Below are 17,167 nucleotides of genomic sequence, written 5' to 3' on the forward strand. Positions count from 1 at the left end.
GGTGACGCGTCGGGCTTATCTTCAGTATATAAACATCAAATCGTTTTTGCCTAACCTAATGTAAAGAAATATAAAGAAATTACACCTGGCATTGAGTACTTTTCAGAAAAGAAGAAGGCGGCCCTTTAGCCGCCTTCCTGACTTAACTTGCCTGCGATGAGGCATCTTCCGTTCCGGGCAGCGGTTCAGGAAGCTGCGGTGCAAACCCGCGCAGACCCACTACATGAACGTGCTCAGTATTCTGGAAGACCTTACGCACCAGTTTATAGGTGGTGCCTTTCTCCGGGCTGATGTTCTCCGGCGCGGCGATAATAAGCTGCATCTGCAAACGCTCGCACAGTTCAAACAGGGTCGCGATAGAGCGTGCATCCAGTCGTGCGGCCTCATCAAGGAACAGCAGACGACACGGGGAAATATCTTTCCCACGCAGTCTACGTCCTTCATCTTCCCAGCTTTGTACCACCATCACCAGAATCGACATCCCGGTACCGATCGCTTCACCCGTTGACAGCGCACCGGACTCAGCACGCAGCCAGCCGTCTGAACCACGGTTAACTTCAACTTCCATTTCCAGATAGTTGCGGTAGTCCAGTAGCTCTTCACCAATGGTTTGCGGCGTGCGCTGCCCCATGTCAATCTGCGGATTCAGACGCTGATACAGCTTCGCCAGCGCTTCCGAGAAGGTCAGGCGGTTACTGTTAAACAGATCCTGGTGCTGCTCGTGCTGCTCGGACAGGACATCCAGCAACGTGGCGTGGGTTTCACGCACGTTAACGTTCAGACGAACGCTGTTAACCTGACCGAAGGAGACGTTTTGCAGACCCTGGTTCAGCATACGAATACGGTTTTGCTCGCGCTGGATAGTCTTACGGATGATGTTCGCCACGCTGCGGGAGCTGATCGCCAGCTTCTGCTCACGCGAGGTTAACTCTTCCGTCAGGCGGCTAAGCTCAATTTCCATTTGCTCGATGGCTTCCACCGGATCGTCGGTGCGGATAATATCTTGACGAATACGTTCGCGCAGATGCTGGTAGACCGCCACAAAGAACTGGATTTTGCGTTCCGGACGCTTCGGATCTTCGGACATGCGCAGTACGTCACGCAGGTGTTCGTTATCCGCCACCGCCAGACGTAGCGCACCTAACGCCTTATCCGACATTGAACGTAATTCATCCCCGGAAAGATAAGCCAGCTCGCGACGGTGCAGACGACGTTCAACGCCATTGTCTTTCACCATGCGCATCACGGCGCACCATCCGGCTTTCGCCATGACCACCTGCTCACGCATTTCAAAATAATCACGTTCCAGCTTACGCAGCCTGCGGGTCAGGTTATCCATTTCCGCTTCGCAGAAAGTCAGTGCTTTTTCCAGTTGGTTACGGCGCGCACGGTTGTTGCTGAGCTGCGCGTGCAGCTCATCACGACGGATACGCGCTCGTTCTTCCGCTCCGCTGTCGGCGCGAACGCCAATATCCTGCAACTCGCGCTGTAAATCGTTGAGCAGCTCTTTTTTGGTGTCATACGAACTTTTCAGCGACGCCATTACCTGGCTGTACTGACTTAGCTGTGCAACATGACTGCGCAAGGCTTCACGAGCACGGGTACGTTCAGCTTCTGCGTGCTCCAGACGTTCACGTAGCTTCTCGTTCAGATCGCTGTTACCGCTGAGCATATCTGCCGAGTCGGAATAGCTAAAGTGCGCGCGGCGCTGGACGACTTCAGTCAGCGCAAACGCCTGCTGACGCGCGTCACGCTGCATTTGCTGCGAGTATGCGTAGTCTTCTTTTAACTGTTCAAACTGCTCGGGGTCATTTTGCAGAACCGAAACCATCGGCTCCAGTTTGGCAAGCTGATTACCATGCTGCTGAACGAAACGCGCGGCCTCCTGGGCTTCATCCAGACGTTCGCGGATTTCGTCTACGCGGTCAGCTAAGGTGTCGTCGGCCAGCAGATTCAAACGCGGCAACAGGCGGTTAAGGGCTGAGACGCCCTCTTTCGCCTGTTCAAACTGCATGCGTTGCTGCTGGTTATCATTTTCATGATTGGTCAGCGCACGCTCCAGCTCAACACGGCGGCTGTTCAGTTGGCGAATTTCCGCCTCGGGATCGGATTCAAACGCCACCGATAGATGGCTGCCGATGAAGCGGCTAAACGCCTGGTGCAGACGTTGCGTTTTCTGGACGTCAAAAGAGAGCGTGGCGAAGCGTTCGGACAGCCCTTCACGTTCGGCATGCAGGGTTTCTATGCGACTTTCCCGCGCGGCGCGACCAAAAATCGGTACCGTCGGGAAGCGGGAATAACGCCACTGACGCTCGGCGGTTTTCACCACCACTGCGCCTTCCAGTTCATCCACGCTGAAGACGCTGTCATCAAACGACTGCGGGTCCCCTTCGATGAAATAGAGATCTTCCGGGCAATCCGTCAGTCCAGACAGCTGTTCGGTGACCAGTGACAGATCCGGGACCACGATGGCATGGCGCGACGGGCCATACAGCGCGGAGAAGTACGGGGCATCTTCAAGGCTGACGTCATCGTAGATTTCTGACAGCAGCACGCCACCAAAACGTTCGGCCAGTGCGTTGAGGCGCTGATCTTCTGCGCCCCCCGGCTGACTTAAGCGTTCTATCTCTTCATCTACCGCGTTTTTACGTGCACCGACTTCATCACGCTCAACAATGGCTTCGCGTTCGCGCTCCAGCAGTTGTTGCAGATATTCGGTGACCTCCTGGCTGGAGGTAAACTCTTCACCGCACTGCTCGCTGAGCTGGTTGAGGCTATTTTGCGCCGCCAGCCAGACAGGGGCACGCTGCATTAAATGCTGAATGCGGGATTGCAGCTGTTCCTGCTCCTGACGCAGAGTCATACGCTGTTCGCTGGCAGACGACACGCTATCAGACAAGGACGCGATGCGGGCTTCCAGCTCCTGGTGCAGGGCTTCCAGCTCGTCGATGTCGAAGTGTTTACCCTGACGCTTACAGAATTCAGCCAGCAAACGCTCGGCCTCCTGCTGTTCGCGCAGACGCTGTTCCAGCTCGCTCAGCCGCATGCGCAGCGGTTGAACCTGCTCCGCCAGATGCCGTTGCTCAACGCCTTCACGCAGCAGCTCACGCGCCACGCTCCAGGCTTCGCCGCGCGCCAGCGGGCCGTTAATCGCCGCCACCAGCTGATAGGCTTGTTCGAACTGGCTGTGCGCGGTTTGCGCCACGCTCATTTTTTGTTCGAGCGTCAGTAGTTTTTCCGTGGCTTCCTGCTCTTTCGCCTGGAAGGTTTCCAGCCACTCCGCTGCGGAGTCTGGCGTCAGATCCGGTAAATGACAGATCTCTTTGGCCCGGCTCAGTGCCTGAATCGCCTGAGTATACTGAATCGCACGCGTTTGCTGGACGTCAAGCGCCTGCTGATAATCGGCAAGCTGGTTTTTCAGCTCATCCACTTCCAGCTCGGCGGCTTCCGCCCGCGCTTCGTTGTCTTCCTGGCGATCGGCAGCTTCCGCCACCACTTCATTTTGTTCTTCGAGACGGATCTGTAACTCTTCGAGATCCGCTTCATAACGTTCAATTTTTTCCTGCTGACGCAGCGCGGTTTGCACCAGATTCAGGTGATCGCTGGCCGCCTGATAATCGGCTTCAAGGTCGCCTTCGGCGCCATTATGCTCGCCCAACTCACGCGCCATATCCACGTGCTTATACTGCTCTGCCGCCAGTTGTTTACGTGACGTGTGCAGCTCACGACGATATTCCAGCGCTTTATCCAGGTGAATACGACGTTCGTTGGCATGGCGCATATAGTCCGCCGCCACGTAGTTGGTCGCTTCGCTGATCAGGTGCTTAAACAGGTCGCGGTCAGACTGGGTCACGCGTATGGCTTCCAGCGTCATGCGGTTTTCACGCAGCGCGGCTTCCATATCCTGGAACGCTTTACGCACCCCGCCGTTTTCCGGCAGCAGGTAGTCACGAAGCGAACGAGTGATGGCGCTGGAAATCCCGCCATAAAGCGAGGCTTCAATCAGACGATAGAATTTGCTTCGATCGGAAGCGGAACGCAGACGACGAGCGATGATGCCCAAATCGAACATCAGCGAGTGATAATCCGTTATCGAGTTGAATTGCTTAAACTGGACGCCTTCCATCTCCTCAAGCTTATCTTTCAGCTCTGCAAGAGACAGGACGCGCGCTTGACGCTCGTTCAACGTTTCTGTGACCAGTTCGGTTGGCTGTACCGACATCGGCAGCCCCTGAATGGCGAACGGTTTGATATCCACTTTACGATCGCGCCCGGCGACCTGTTGCAAGCGCACGCCAACCACTACGCGTTGATGACGCGAATTCAGGACGTCGAGCATCGAGTAACAGACACCCGCTTTGAGCTTACCGTGCAGGCCTTTATCGCGCGATCCGCTGGTCGCACCGGCTTCGGTGGTATTACGGAAATGCAGTAAGGTTAAGTCCGGAATCAGTGCTGTAACAAATGCCGCCATAGTGGTGGATTTACCGGCACCGTTTCCGCCGGACAACGTGGTAACCAGTTCATCCAGGTCAAACGTGCGGGCAAAAAAACCATTCCAGTTGATCAGCGTTAGTGAGCGAAATTTACCGCGTTCAATCATTATTCTTCCTCTCCACTGTCCGGCTGATTCTCTTCTGGCTCATCGTTGAGTTGCAGATTATTTTCAACCGACATCGCCTCACCATCACGAATTAAACGACGCTGCGCTTCGCGTGGATCGTCACCGCTGCGCACATCCGCGCCAAAGCGGAACACCGATTCCGTAATGCGGAATTTGCTACTGTCATGGCCCATAAACCACACCATGCCTAAGCGGCGCAGGCGGTTTAATGAAGAACGTACTTTTTCCTGCAGCTTCTGACGGTCAACGTCCGAGCCGGTGGAGCGGTTATTCACCAGCCTGAGCAATTTAGCTTCGTCCGCCAACGTCAGCAGTTCGTCGTACAGTTCTTGCTGGGTAAAAATCCCTTCATTGGCCAGACGTTCCGGGCTGAGATAGAGATAGCAAAGAATTTTACCAACCATCATGTCCAGTTCAGACAATACTGAGCGCGGAATAAGCGTGGTCGAGCGCGGACGAAGGTAGAAAAAACCCTCCGGGGCGCGAATGAGCTCCACGTTATAGCGGCTGTAAAATTCTTCAAAATATTCCTGAAAGTCCATCAGGAAGGCATGATTATCCAGCTCATCCAGCCCGATATGTCGGCCCGAACGTAATGCGCTGTCCAGCGCCGGAAATAACGGATTCGCCAGCGCCTGCGCCAGCTTAACCGGCATCACTTTTTCAATATTTGTCAATGACATGCGCCTGTACCTTGGCTCCGTAATCATTAATCGGCTGCCATTTGGCTGGCAGTCCGGTGAAATCTGCTTGCGCTACGCCAAGGCGTACCGCCTGATCGATAACAATACGCGCAACGTCGAAGTGACGCGCGCGCGGATATTGCGCCAGATACTCGCGCACTACCAAACCGAGATCCAGTGGCGTTTGTCTGGATTTATAGATAGCCAACTGTTCTTCGATGATCGCTGCCAGCTGTTCACGGATCTCGTTAAATTCTTCATACTCAAGGTCCGGCGGCAGTTCCCCAGTGACCTCTTCATCACGCAACACCATCTCTTCGTCACGCATGTCCAGCAGACGATCGGCATTGGCATAGGTCAACGCCCACGGATCGTCAAAGTAAGTCTGGACAGACTGGCGCAAACGCTGAGCAAAGACGCGGTTTTTATCCATATCAATCGCGGTACGGATGAATTTATGCACGTGGCGATCGTAGCCGATCCACAGATCGATGGATTGCTGACCCCAGCTTATAATACGGTCAAGCTTGCTCTGTAAGTCGAACACCAGACGGTCAACGAAATGCAGATCGTCATGGGTCATGGTGGAGTCCTGAATACGCAGCAGGTTAGCCTGTAGCTTATCCCCCGCTGCTTCCAGCGTGTCCTGAAGTTCACGCAGCGTGCCGGAGGTTTCAGACAGCAGCATTTCGCAGCTGGAAATCGCCGCCCGCCAGTCTTTATTCAGCAATTGGGCAATGTCGTCTTTCACCTGCTGCTGCTGCTCATCCATAATGCGCTGCGTCAGGTCGATGCTGTCGAAGATTTCCGCCACCGAATATTTCAGCGGTGCGTACACATTGCGGTGCCAGTGGAACTCATCGCCGCCTTCTTCGGCCGCATCTGCCGCGCGCTTCAGTTCCCCAGCCACAATTGAGAGCTGCATGGAAAGGCGCAGCGTCGAGAACTCACGCTGGCGGATGTAATAATCGGTGATGCCAATCCCCAATGGCGTCAGACGATAAATGGCGTTTCCTTCAGCCTGCTCGCTGGTAAAGCGGTTCAGCAGACGTTGACGCACCATATCGTTGATCGCGTTGTTGGCGCGCACGCCGATGGTTTCGCTGGTTTGCTCAAACGCATCACTGACATGGCGGAATGCATCCACCAGTTCGCCTTCACTCATCTCACCGTCAAGCCGCTCACCGTTCAGCGTAGCCACAGCCAGCAGAAAAGAAAGTCTGTCTACCGGCAGAGAGATGGAAAAGTCATTTTTTCTGGCCCAGGCAACCAGTTCGGGGACTGTCTGGGAAAATTCACTCATAGGTTATCCTTGCATCTGCGGTTTGCGCGCGGTGACATGAATATAACGCCCAAGGCTGATAAACGGCTCCTGGCGACAATAGCGCGTTTCTATTTCTGTTAAAGCGTCAAAACAGTCATGCTGTTTTTGTTTATCACGCAGATAATCATGAAACACCCTCACGCCCGTTTTACCGGTTATCTCCCAGCCGATCTCCTCCAGCCAGCCATAGACTTGCTGAGGGTCGCGCGGGAAATCGGGAGACAACGTGCGCCGTTTCTTTTTATACATTCCCTGCTGTACATAGCCGAAATTACCGACCAACACATTACGCATCAACAGACCGTTTGCATTGTAGAACATCAGCGATAAAGCACCGCCCGGGCGTAACATCGACCACAGTGTTTTTAAGACAGCTTGCGGGTCAGCCACCCATTCCAGCACAGCATGAAACAATATCAGATCAACCTGAGAATCCAAATGCTGCGGAATGTCCTGAGCGGCACAATGTATAAAATGCATGTTGTCGCTCACACCTTGCTCTTCTGCCGCCCGTTGCGCTCGCGCCACCATTTCAGCAGAAAGATCGCACAAGGTGACGTGATGGCCCCGCTGCGCCATCAGAATGGCTGTCTGCCCTTCTCCGCCACCCGCATCAAGCACACGCAACGTTAGGCCCGCGTAGTCGGCAAGCAGCGTGTCCAGATCCTGCCAGAGAATCGTCTGACGAAGCTGACCTTTGGTGGTACCGTAAATGTTACGGGAAAACTTCTCGGCAATATCATCAAAATTGCGATCCCGCATCGCGCGCTCCACATGCTGGCTTAAGGGTGACTAAGTAAAACCGCTATTTTGTCACACCCACGCCGAGAATGAACCTTTCTGGTGTAATATCCCTGCTGATCTTCTGCTGTATGGTTAAAAAAGGAACCAAAAAGGATGCTTTTTACGCTGAAGAAAGTGATTGGCGGTATGATGCTGCCGCTTCCGTTGATGCTGCTGGTGATGGGGATAGGGCTGGCGCTAGTGTGGTTTAGTCGCTTTCAGAAAACAGGGAAAGTGTTTATTAGCCTTAGCTGGCTGGCACTTTTGCTGCTCAGCTTGCAGCCCGTCGCCGATAGTCTGCTAAAACCGATTGAGGATACCTATCCCACCTGGCAGGATACGCAGAAAGTCGAGTTCGTTGTGGTACTGGGCGGAGGTTATACCTGGAACCCGCAATGGGCGCCGAGTTCAAATCTAATCAATAATAGCCTTCCGCGCCTCAATGAAGGTCTGCGTCTGTGGCGAGCTAATCCGGGATCGAAGCTGATCTTCACCGGCGGCGTGGCAAAAACCAATACCGTCAGCGCTGCGGAAGTTGGTGCCCGCGTGGCGCGGTCGCTGGGGGTTCCCCGCAGTGAGATAATTACCCTGGATGAACCTAAAGATACCGAAGAAGAAGCCGCCGCAGTGAAAAAAACAATCGGTGACGCACCATTCCTGCTGGTGACCTCCGCATCACATTTACCGCGCGCGATGATCTTCTTCCAGCAGGCCGGACTGCATCCGCTCCCAGCGCCCGCTAACCAGCTGGCGATAGACTCTCCGCTGAACCCGTGGGAGCGCGCCATTCCGTCTCCCGTCTGGCTGATGCACAGCGATCGCGTCGGCTACGAAACGCTGGGAAGGATCTGGCAGTGGTTGAAGGGCTCATCAGGCGAGCCAGGGCAACAGTGATTTGGTTGCCAGATCAAAGTTAGACCGACTGAAACGCCCGGTATTGACCAACTGGGCGACTTCATCCCACAACACATACAGCCAGCGTCGCCAGATGAACGACTCCGCCACGGGCGCGCGTTGCAGATATTGCCACAACAGGCTTTCCGCCAGCGCATTATCCATCAGCCGGAACAGCTCAAACTCTCTTGGCGCCCAGAGCATTAATCCCGGCCCGACCATTGCCAGGAGCTGATCGCTACGGGCATCTTTGAGCATACTGCGCAAACTGAAATTGCCGTGGATCAGAACGCAGTTATCGTTAAAACCTTCGAACAGGCTGGGCAGGCACTCTCGGGTACGAAACAAAATCCGTTTGTCCTGCATCGTTAACCCGGTATTGCTGAACTGGTTGAGGGTGCTCCACAACACCTCCACACGTTGACGATACCAGGATGGCCAGAAATTTTCCTGGGTATTATCCACCTCACCAACACATCCGCGACTGTCCTGGCGATGCCATGACAGCATGCCTTCTACAATCTGATCTTTTAAATGTTCCCAACGCTCGGGCGTTCTGGCAGGTGCTTCCACCGGCACGCCGCGTAAGCGCTCAAGTAGCAGCACGTCCGGGCCAGGATGTTCCTCGTGCGTCAGGACACCATAAATGACCGGCATACGTACCGTACCACTGCGCGCCAGCATGGACGTTTTCCATGCCAGCTGCTGTGCCATACCCGGCGTAGTGAAACTTCTCGCCATCAGCGGCATCGGGTTTCCCTGGCTGTCATACAATGCCCACAGCGCTGTATCCGCTTTTTCATTCACGCATTCTATACGACTGAGTTTTTCACCCAGTAAATGACTGAGTTCGGCACGCAACTGTTCCATTTCAGATGGCCCTCATAAATGCGACTGCTTTCATAATGAGCGTCGTGCAGACGGATGTCACCCGGATGAGATCAATTGATGAACAGAAAAGTGGAAGAAAAGAATCAAGATACGACACTCCTCCCACTAATACTCGTCAGATATCAATCTGTAGTGAGGGGAGTGTGATTAGAAAAACTAACGCATTTCGGCGCGAACGCGCTCGAGATCTTCGGCGGTATCAACGCCTGTGCCGGGTACTTCTTTCGCCACAGCAACGTGAATTTTTTCGCCGTACCACAGCACGCGGAGCTGCTCCAGCATTTCAATATGCTCAAGCGGACTCGGCTGCCAATTAACATAGCGACGGATAAAACCGGCGCGATAGCCATAAATCCCCAGGTGACGCAGGAAAGTATCACCGACGGTTTCAAGACTTTTGGCAAAACGATCGCGATCCCAGGGAATAGTTGCCCGTGAGAAATAGAGCGCATAACCTTCCGAATCCAGTACCACTTTTACCGCATTAGGATTAAAGGCTTCTTCCGTGGTGTGGATCGGCGCGGCAAGCGTTGCCATACCGACCTGCCGCTGCGCCAGGTTCTCTGCTACCTGCCGAATAATGACCGCCGGGATCATCGGCTCATCACCCTGCACGTTCACAATAACGGTATCGTCGCTAAAACCACATTTCTCGACGACTTCCGCCAGGCGCTCCGTTCCGGACTGGTGATCGGCGCGCGTCATGCACACTTCCCCACCCACCGCTTCGACTGCGCGAGCAACATCTTCATGATCGGTAGCAACAATAATGCGATCGGCACCGGACTCGCGCGCACGCTCCAGAACATGCACGATCATCGGTTTGCCGTTGATATCCAGCAGTGGCTTACCGGGCAGGCGCGTAGACGCATAGCGCGCGGGAATAATGACCACAAAACTCATGATTTACTCTCATCCGCCGTCAGGGCGCGAGCTTCCGTTTCCAGCAACACGGGAATACCGTCTCGCAGTGGGAACGCCAGGTTATCCGGCTTACAAATAAGTTCCTGTTTTTCCTGGTTGTACCAGAGTTTTCCATTGCATACCGGGCAGGCAATAATTTCAAGCAGACGATGATCCATAGTTCCTCCAGATGGACCGGATTGTGAATCCGTAAATATTAACATATTCGTTTAGCGGGCTGGGGCTATTTCCCAGCCATCGCGGCAGTCGACAAATAAACTGTCAGGATAGCGTCCCAGCGTAACGCGTGTCGCCTGTTGCCAGCGCGCAAAATCATCGATGGCCTGGAACACGCCCCTTTGCAGGGTAATTCCCGGTTTGACGCCATCCTGCAACCATAGTGAGATAATCTCCAGCACGCCCGTTTTACGGTGCATTTTAGCATCCATACGCCCCACCAGTTGCCCACGATGCAGCAAAGGCAAAACAAAATAGCCGTACTGCCGTTTCGGCGCTGGCGTATAGCACTCCAGCCGATAGTTAAAATCAAACAACTGCTCCGCGCGTTTACGATCCCAGACCACCGGGTCAAAGGGAGATAACACAGCACTGTGGGTGGCTGTTAATTTGCCCGCCTTTGCCTGTTCAAGCAATGGTAGAAGATCGCTATGGAGCCACATAGGCCCCAACCTTTCGACATCGACAGGGATGATTTTCCGTTGCTCTGCGCGCACATCACGCCAGTTTTTGAGTTCTGGACGCTTCAATCGATAGTAGTCCGCCAGCCACGGTTCGCGGAAAATACCGAGGCTGCGCGCACTGTTGTCCAGCATGGCCGTTTCCGCTTGCGTCTGCGAAAGCAAGTCTCGTTCATCATCCCAGTACGGCATAACCCGATGCGTTACATCATAGACCCGCTGGAAATTACGCCGCTCCACCACCATCACCCTACCGGCGGTGAACAGTCCTTCAAGATGACGTTTCTGCGGCTTCCATTCCCACCACCCGCTGGTTCCCTTGCGCGGATGCTCAAAATCGGCTGAACGCACCGGTCCATTTTGCTGAATGTGATGAAGCAATTGTTCAATCTCATGGACATGCTCATGCATCCAGGCGGCTTTGTACTTCCAGCCCATATTCTCTGGGGCAAGCATACGATGGCGAATCAGCATAAAGTCGCTGCGCGGTAAGAAGCACGCCTCATGCGCCCAATATTCCATCAACTCGCCACGTAGTAGCGAGTCATCCAGCCACTGCGGGGAATAGTCGCCCAGGCGACTGAACAGCACCAGATAAGGGCTACGCGCGACAATATTAATGGTGTCTATTTGCAGTAAAGACATACGCGTAATGATCGCGAGAATATCTGCCGGGGTCGCCCGACGACGTGTTTTTTTCAGCAGGCCCTGTGCTGCCAGGTGAAGATGACGAGCATCCGTCAGGGAAAGGTGCGGCAACGACATGGATAACCTCATCAATCAGTCGCTGCCGCAGCGTGAAACCGTTAACGAGCCAGCGAGGTTAATCTATCAAGTAATACGTCAGGCTGGTCACCCGACAGATGCGCATCAACAGGGAGGTACCACCAGTTATCCTCGGCAAAGGCGCGACATTTCACCGCGTCTTTTTCCGTCATCACCAGCGTTTGTCCGGCAACTAATAATGCACTGACGTCACTGTAGGTCAGAGACTGATGGTCTGCCAATGGGACACATTTCTGTGGGTTAGCCCCGCATGCCGCCAGGGTGGCAAAGAAACGCGGGGGATGGCCAATCCCAGCCATAGCAACAATATTGGGTAACAGCGCAACGTCGCGGCGCTCGCCGGTGCGTAAATTAACGGCCAGCCCCGGCTCAAGGCGCATCGGAATTTCTCCCGCCTGTGGAATACCACCGTTGACGATAGCCGCATCCACCGATTTAAGCCGATCCGCTCGCTCCCGCATAGGCCCCGCGGGAAGCCACCAGCCGTTGCCAAACCGACGTTCACCGTCAATCACCACGATTTCAACATCGCGCGCCAGGGCATAATGCTGCAGACCATCGTCCGTGACGATAATCTGCACGTCATGATGAGCAAGAATGGCTTTTACCGCATCGGCTCTTACCGGAGAAACAGCAACCGGCACGCCGGTACGCTGGAAGATCAGTACCGGTTCATCGCCCGCTTCTGCCGTCGTGGTGTCCGCCGTCAGCAACAGCGGGTACGCCTGCGCTTTTCCGCCATAGCCGCGAGAAACTACGCCCACACGAATGCCGCGTTGCTGCAGGTGTTCAACCAACCAAATAACGACTGGCGTTTTACCATTGCCGCCAGCTGTAAGGTTTCCAACTACTACAACCGGCACCGGTGCGCGCCATGCACGTTTAAGCCCAAGCGTATAGCATAAGCGGATCACCCCGCCCACCAGACCATATAGCCAGGAGAGCGGAAGTAACAACCGCCACAGCGGCGATTCACCGGACCAGATGCGCGCGATCATTGACCAAATTGCATTTTGTGTAATTGCGCATACACACCGCGCTGTTCGAGCAGTTCACTATGGGTGCCGCGCTCAACAATCAGCCCATCTTCCACAACGACAATCTCGTCCGCCTGTTCGATGGTCGAAAGACGGTGCGCAATGACCAGCGAGGTGCGGTTCTTCTGCAGTTCATCAAGAGCCGCCTGGATAGCGCGTTCGGATTCGGTATCCAGCGCCGACGTCGCTTCATCCAGGATCAGGATCGGGCTGTCGCGTAGCAAGGCACGGGCGATAGCAATACGCTGGCGCTGACCGCCGGAAAGCAGCACGCCGTTCTCGCCGATGACCGTATCCAGACCATCATCCATCTTGTTGATGAAGTCCATGGCGTAGGCCATACGCGCCGCTTCTTCAATCTGTTCGCGGCTGTAGATATCCGTACGTGCGTAAGCGATGTTATTGGCAACCGTGTCGTTAAACAGGTGCACGTTCTGCGAGACCAGCGCAACCTGATCGCGCAAGGACGCCAGGGTATATTCACGCAGATCGTGTCCGTCCATCAGAATTTGCCCTTCATCAATGTCATAGAAGCGCGTAATCAGACTGGCGATGGTGGATTTACCTGAACCTGAACGCCCAACCAGCGCAACGGTTTTTCCTGCCGGAATATGTAGGTTGATGTTACGCAGTGCAGGCACTTCACGACCCGGATAGGTAAAGGTGACGTTACAGAACTCTAAATCGCCGGTCGCACGTTCGATAACGCGTTTACCTTCGTCTTTTTCCTGTTCGCTATCCAGAATAGTGAACAAGGTCTGGCACGCCGCCATACCACGTTGGAACTGGGCGTTGACGTTAGTCAGAGACTTCAGTGGACGCATCAGAGCGATCATTGAGGAGAAGACCACCGTGATGGTCCCTGCCGTCAGGTTTTCCATGACGCTGGGGAAACTGGCTGCATACAATACGAAAGCCAGCGCCAACGACGCAATCAACTGAATGATTGGATCGGAGATAGAAGACGCGGAAACCATCTTCATGCCCTGTAAACGCATCTTGTTACTGACTTTATCAAAACGTTTGGTTTCGACTTCCTGACCACCAAAAATCAAGACTTCTTTGTGGCCTTTCAGCATCTGCTCCGCACTGGTCGTCACTTGCCCCATAGTGTTTTGCATATTCTTACTGATGCTACGGAAACGCTTGGAAACCACGCGGATCGCAATCGACACAATGGGTGCCAGCACGATCAGAATTAATGACAGCTGCCAGCTGTAATAAAACATCATGATAAACAGGCCAATAATCGAGGCCCCTTCACGCACTACGGTGATCAGTGCGCCAGAAGACGATGACGCAACTTGCTCTGAATCATAGGTAATACGAGACAGTAACGTACCGGTTGATTGTTTATCAAAAAAAGCGACGGGCATGCCCATCATATGACCAAACAGGCGGCGGCGTATGGTCATTACCACTTTGCCTGACACCCAGGAAATACAGTAGCTGGAGACGTAGCTGGTTAAGCCACGTACTACCATCAGTCCAATGACCACCAGTGGCATCCACATCAGCACCGAGCGATCGGCTTTACCAAAACCATCATCCAGTAATGGTTTAAGGAGCGATAGCATGAAGGTATCGCTGGCCGCGTTCAGGACTAACGCTATACCCGCCACGATCAGACCCGATTTAAAAGGCGCTATGGTCGGCCATAGTCGGCGAAACGTCTGCCACGTAGAGAGATCTTTATCGTTATGCATTCAAAAAACCAGCATTTGTTAGAATAGCCGTATATTCTACCCGTTATCCTCCGGCACGCCAAACCACTGATGATACCAACGAGGTAAAATCTGATCCCGCAAACTGCGTATCCGCCAATTTCCCGGGAAAAAGTCTAGTGTAACCTGCCCCTGATGAGGCGTGTCCAACCGTTGGTAACTCTGCTGCTGATAGCGTTGCTTCACTTTCCAGGAAGGCAGACGCCAGGCGTTATAGCGTGAAGCTGAGGCTACCGCCACCTGCCCAGCAACCCGCTGAACAAACGCTAATGACGATGAAGTATTGCTGCCATGATGCGGTACCTGAATAAAAGTGGACTGCAGATGCTGCCAGTAATGACTTAGCATTTTTTGTTCTGCAGGAGATTCAATATCACCGGTCAGCAGAAAACTGCGCTTGCCGTCGTCAACTCTCACCACACAGGAATGGTTATTCCCCCGATCGTTAGTCCCACGGAGCGGCCAGTGAGCGCTGAACGTTAATCCCTGCCATTGCCAGCTCTCGCCGCGAAAACAGGGTAAATGGCCTTTCCATCCTAGCGGGCTTCTCACCCACATTGCTGGCCAGGTTTTCAGTAACGAGTCCATTCCCCCCCGATGGTCCAGATGTTCATGGCTCAACACGATCCCTTCAGGTGTCAGGTTGTGCCAGCGTAACCAGGGGATGATCAACTGCTGTGCGCTATCACCCCCAGGCCATGCCAGCCCGGTATCGTAGAGGATTGCTTTACCATTACGGGCGATGACCATTGCCAGTCCTTGCCCAACATCCAGCATATACACCTGCCACACTTGCGTTCGCGCAGGTCGCCAGAATGGCAAGCTCAACAAAAGCACTGCCGAAATGCAGACCACCGGTAAGGTACGCCATGCATTCAGTCGCCATGCAACGAGCATCACCCAGGGCGATAACGAAAGCCATTGCCAGCGTTGGTCAATGTTGATCCAACCTTCTGGCAGACTATTGAGCGCCCAGAATAAGAGTGCCAGCGAACGATCGGCCAGATACCAGCACCCGGTCTCGACAACCAGCGGCCCGGTTAAGTGCACAATCATACCCGCGAGTATCAGCGGGACAGAAACAAACGTGACCAACGGTACGGCAAACAAATTGGCCAGAAATGAGGTCAGGCTGATACCGTGAAACAGGGCGATTTGCACTGGCAGAAGCAGGAGCGTGATACCTAACTGGAGATGCGCCAGCTCGAGAACTACGCGTCCCACACGGGAGAGTGACCATTCGGGCAGTGGAAACCATTGATACCAGAATATCAGTGCCGCAACGGCAAACGCGGACAACCACAGGCTTTGTGAGAGAACAGCAACGGGATCAACCATCACAATTGCAGCCAGACAGCATGTCCAGACAGCCCACCCACTCCACTGCCGCCCGCTCAGTTTAAGCGCACCCCAGACAATCAGTGCAACCACGGTGCGTAATGCGGGAGGCTGTAGCCCTGTTAACCATGCATAAAACGTCGCACAGGCGATTCCGCCCACCAGCGGAACCTGCCAGGCGATCCAGCGGGTTGGCATAAAAAATTGCCCACCGCGAATTAGCCCGGCGGCTAAAAGCGCGGCAAAGGCAATATGTAGCCCGGAAATAGCCATCAAATGCGCCGTTCCGGTGTCGCGCATAATGGTTTTCACCTCTTGCGAAACAGAGAGTCGCTCCCCCATTCCCAGGCCCAGTATCACCTGCTGCCAGGGATAAGCGGATAACGTTGTATTCAACGAAGAGAGATAACGGGCACGCAGGCTACACTGTGGCGAAATGACACTTGCCTGCAGGAAGCGTCCCGTCAGCGGTTGATGCTGTGCTAACGCATAGCGCTGGCTATCAAATCCCCCTTCATTTAATTGGCCGTGTACCGCGCGAACCTTAAGCGTCATTGCCCATTTCTGACCCGCACAAACCTCACCAGGCAAGTATTGTCCATACAGTACGATCCCCTGCGCCGGAAATATTCGTCTCCCCTGCAGGTGGGTAATCTGTCCATAGTGCGTGGTCATATGGTCAGTGCCGGTTATTTGTACTATGGCCTGTTGAGTGTTAGCAGGGAGCGTATTGCCCGCCCAGGTAGCGTCTTTCGCCGCCAGTATTCCCCAGAGAAAGAACAACAGCGTTAACCCGGCATAATGCAGATACTTGTGCGGAATAAGACAGAGCACACACGCCAGGCAAAACAGGCCGCTGACGTACAGCATTTCGGGCAGTGAGGGTAATACCGTAAGCGGGAGAATACCGCACAATGCACACGAACTGACCGTTGTTATTTTCACAAAACACCTCCCTGTTACAGGAAGTGTGCAGGACAACGCAGCGGTTGTCTGGCAGCAATTTTTCGTTTTCCGGCGTGTGTTCTGCTGTTATTACGCGAAGGATGTAATGTGCAATTTAACTGAGAGGCGGGTTCCAATATGGGCAAGCAGAAATGAAAAAAGCACCCCTACAGGTGCTTTTCTCGACGTTAAGTTTTGTGAAAAACTTAGCCGTAAATATTGGCGCGATCGCGCAGCTCTTTACCCGGTTTAAAGTGCGGAACATATTTTCCTTCCAGATCCACTTTATCGCCAGTCTTCGGATTACGTCCGGTACGTGGTGCGCGGTAATGCAGAGAAAAACTACCGAAACCGCGGATTTCAATACGCTCGCCCTGCGCCAGAGTCGAGGCCATATGTTCCAGCATCTCTTTTACCGCGTCTTCAACCGCTTTCGCGGGAATGTGAGGCTGCTGGGTTGCAAGTCTTTCGATCAATTCTGACTTGGTCATGATTCCTCCGGTTCCTTAAAGGCAAAATTAGCTGCTGCATTGATTA

Annotated in this window: 13 protein-coding genes; 1 reads left to right on the forward strand and 12 read right to left on the reverse strand. The window is 53.9% G+C overall.

From position 1 onward, the window contains the following. Positions 1–142: 142 nt before the first annotated feature. Genes mukB through cmoM form a run of 4 tightly spaced genes read right to left on the reverse strand, consistent with a single transcriptional unit; the run spans position 143 to position 7,393 of the window. Complete coding sequence (gene mukB, locus FDX22_RS09435; RefSeq protein ID WP_146717098.1) at positions 143–4,603, reverse strand: chromosome partition protein MukB; 4,461 nt, start codon at positions 4,601–4,603, stop codon at positions 143–145. Next, a complete protein-coding gene (gene mukE / locus FDX22_RS09440; protein WP_096757667.1) occupies positions 4,603–5,307 on the reverse strand; it encodes a chromosome partition protein MukE in 705 nt (234 codons plus the stop codon). Before mukE ends, mukB begins: the two co-directional genes overlap by 1 nt. Then, the gene (gene mukF / locus FDX22_RS09445) at positions 5,288–6,610 is read right to left on the reverse strand and encodes a chromosome partition protein MukF (protein WP_096757668.1); all 1,323 of its coding nucleotides are present in this window, start codon (positions 6,608–6,610) and stop codon (positions 5,288–5,290) included. Before mukF ends, mukE begins: the two co-directional genes overlap by 20 nt. Positions 6,611–6,613: 3 nt before the next feature. Then, a complete protein-coding gene (cmoM, locus tag FDX22_RS09450; protein WP_146717099.1) occupies positions 6,614–7,393 on the reverse strand; it encodes a tRNA uridine 5-oxyacetic acid(34) methyltransferase CmoM in 780 nt (259 codons plus the stop codon). 135 nt (positions 7,394–7,528) lie between these two features. Here cmoM and elyC point away from each other — a divergent pair, with 135 nt between their 5' ends. Then, positions 7,529–8,308 carry an envelope biogenesis factor ElyC gene (gene elyC, locus FDX22_RS09455; RefSeq protein ID WP_146717100.1) on the forward strand — a complete coding sequence of 260 codons (780 nt, stop codon included), beginning with the start codon at positions 7,529–7,531 and terminating at the stop codon, positions 8,306–8,308. Here the strand turns inward: elyC and FDX22_RS09460 are convergent. The 8 genes from FDX22_RS09460 to ihfB form a co-directional block, all read right to left on the reverse strand. Then, complete coding sequence (locus FDX22_RS09460; RefSeq protein WP_096757672.1) at positions 8,285–9,178, reverse strand: YcbJ family phosphotransferase; 894 nt, start codon at positions 9,176–9,178, stop codon at positions 8,285–8,287. The two genes, elyC and FDX22_RS09460, sit on opposite strands and share 24 nt — an antisense overlap. A 177-nt stretch (positions 9,179–9,355) precedes the next feature. Then, complete coding sequence (gene kdsB / locus FDX22_RS09465; RefSeq protein WP_117341716.1) at positions 9,356–10,102, reverse strand: 3-deoxy-manno-octulosonate cytidylyltransferase; 747 nt, start codon at positions 10,100–10,102, stop codon at positions 9,356–9,358. After that, positions 10,099–10,281 carry a protein YcaR gene (ycaR, locus tag FDX22_RS09470; RefSeq protein WP_096757674.1) on the reverse strand — a complete coding sequence of 61 codons (183 nt, stop codon included), beginning with the start codon at positions 10,279–10,281 and terminating at the stop codon, positions 10,099–10,101. The genes kdsB and ycaR overlap by 4 nt, the downstream gene beginning before the upstream one ends. Positions 10,282–10,332: 51 nt before the next feature. Further along, complete coding sequence (locus FDX22_RS09475) at positions 10,333–11,565, reverse strand: winged helix-turn-helix domain-containing protein (RefSeq protein ID WP_146717101.1); 1,233 nt, start codon at positions 11,563–11,565, stop codon at positions 10,333–10,335. 41 nt (positions 11,566–11,606) lie between these two features. Continuing rightward, positions 11,607–12,584, reverse strand: coding sequence for a tetraacyldisaccharide 4'-kinase (lpxK, locus tag FDX22_RS09480; RefSeq protein ID WP_146717102.1), 978 nt, complete (start codon positions 12,582–12,584; stop codon positions 11,607–11,609). Next, on the reverse strand, positions 12,581–14,329 hold the full coding sequence (gene msbA / locus FDX22_RS09485) for a lipid A ABC transporter ATP-binding protein/permease MsbA (protein ID WP_146717103.1): 1,749 nt from the start codon (positions 14,327–14,329) through the stop codon (positions 12,581–12,583). Before msbA ends, lpxK begins: the two co-directional genes overlap by 4 nt. A 36-nt stretch (positions 14,330–14,365) precedes the next feature. Further along, complete coding sequence (locus FDX22_RS09490; protein WP_146717104.1) at positions 14,366–16,630, reverse strand: ComEC family protein; 2,265 nt, start codon at positions 16,628–16,630, stop codon at positions 14,366–14,368. Positions 16,631–16,836: 206 nt separating this feature from the next. Next, on the reverse strand, positions 16,837–17,121 hold the full coding sequence (ihfB, locus tag FDX22_RS09495) for an integration host factor subunit beta (RefSeq protein ID WP_003035780.1): 285 nt from the start codon (positions 17,119–17,121) through the stop codon (positions 16,837–16,839). Positions 17,122–17,167: the final 46 nt, after the last annotated feature.

The organism is Citrobacter sp. TBCS-14, from assembly GCF_005280805.1.
GTDB lineage: Bacteria > Pseudomonadota > Gammaproteobacteria > Enterobacterales > Enterobacteriaceae > Citrobacter > Citrobacter gillenii.

Coding starts and splice junctions, on each gene's coding strand:
- FDX22_RS09460 (WP_096757672.1), bottom strand. CDS start 9,178: ATGGAACAGTTGCGTGCCGAACTCAGTCATTTACTGGGTGAAAAACTC.
- msbA (WP_146717103.1), bottom strand. CDS start 14,329: ATGCATAACGATAAAGATCTCTCTACGTGGCAGACGTTTCGCCGACTA.
- lpxK (WP_146717102.1), bottom strand. CDS start 12,584: ATGATCGCGCGCATCTGGTCCGGTGAATCGCCGCTGTGGCGGTTGTTA.
- mukE (WP_096757667.1), bottom strand. CDS start 5,307: ATGTCATTGACAAATATTGAAAAAGTGATGCCGGTTAAGCTGGCGCAG.
- elyC (WP_146717100.1), top strand. CDS start 7,529: ATGCTTTTTACGCTGAAGAAAGTGATTGGCGGTATGATGCTGCCGCTT.
- ihfB (WP_003035780.1), bottom strand. CDS start 17,121: ATGACCAAGTCAGAATTGATCGAAAGACTTGCAACCCAGCAGCCTCAC.
- FDX22_RS09475 (WP_146717101.1), bottom strand. CDS start 11,565: ATGTCGTTGCCGCACCTTTCCCTGACGGATGCTCGTCATCTTCACCTG.
- kdsB (WP_117341716.1), bottom strand. CDS start 10,102: ATGAGTTTTGTGGTCATTATTCCCGCGCGCTATGCGTCTACGCGCCTG.
- mukF (WP_096757668.1), bottom strand. CDS start 6,610: ATGAGTGAATTTTCCCAGACAGTCCCCGAACTGGTTGCCTGGGCCAGA.
- ycaR (WP_096757674.1), bottom strand. CDS start 10,281: ATGGATCATCGTCTGCTTGAAATTATTGCCTGCCCGGTATGCAATGGA.
- cmoM (WP_146717099.1), bottom strand. CDS start 7,393: ATGCGGGATCGCAATTTTGATGATATTGCCGAGAAGTTTTCCCGTAAC.
- mukB (WP_146717098.1), bottom strand. CDS start 4,603: ATGATTGAACGCGGTAAATTTCGCTCACTAACGCTGATCAACTGGAAT.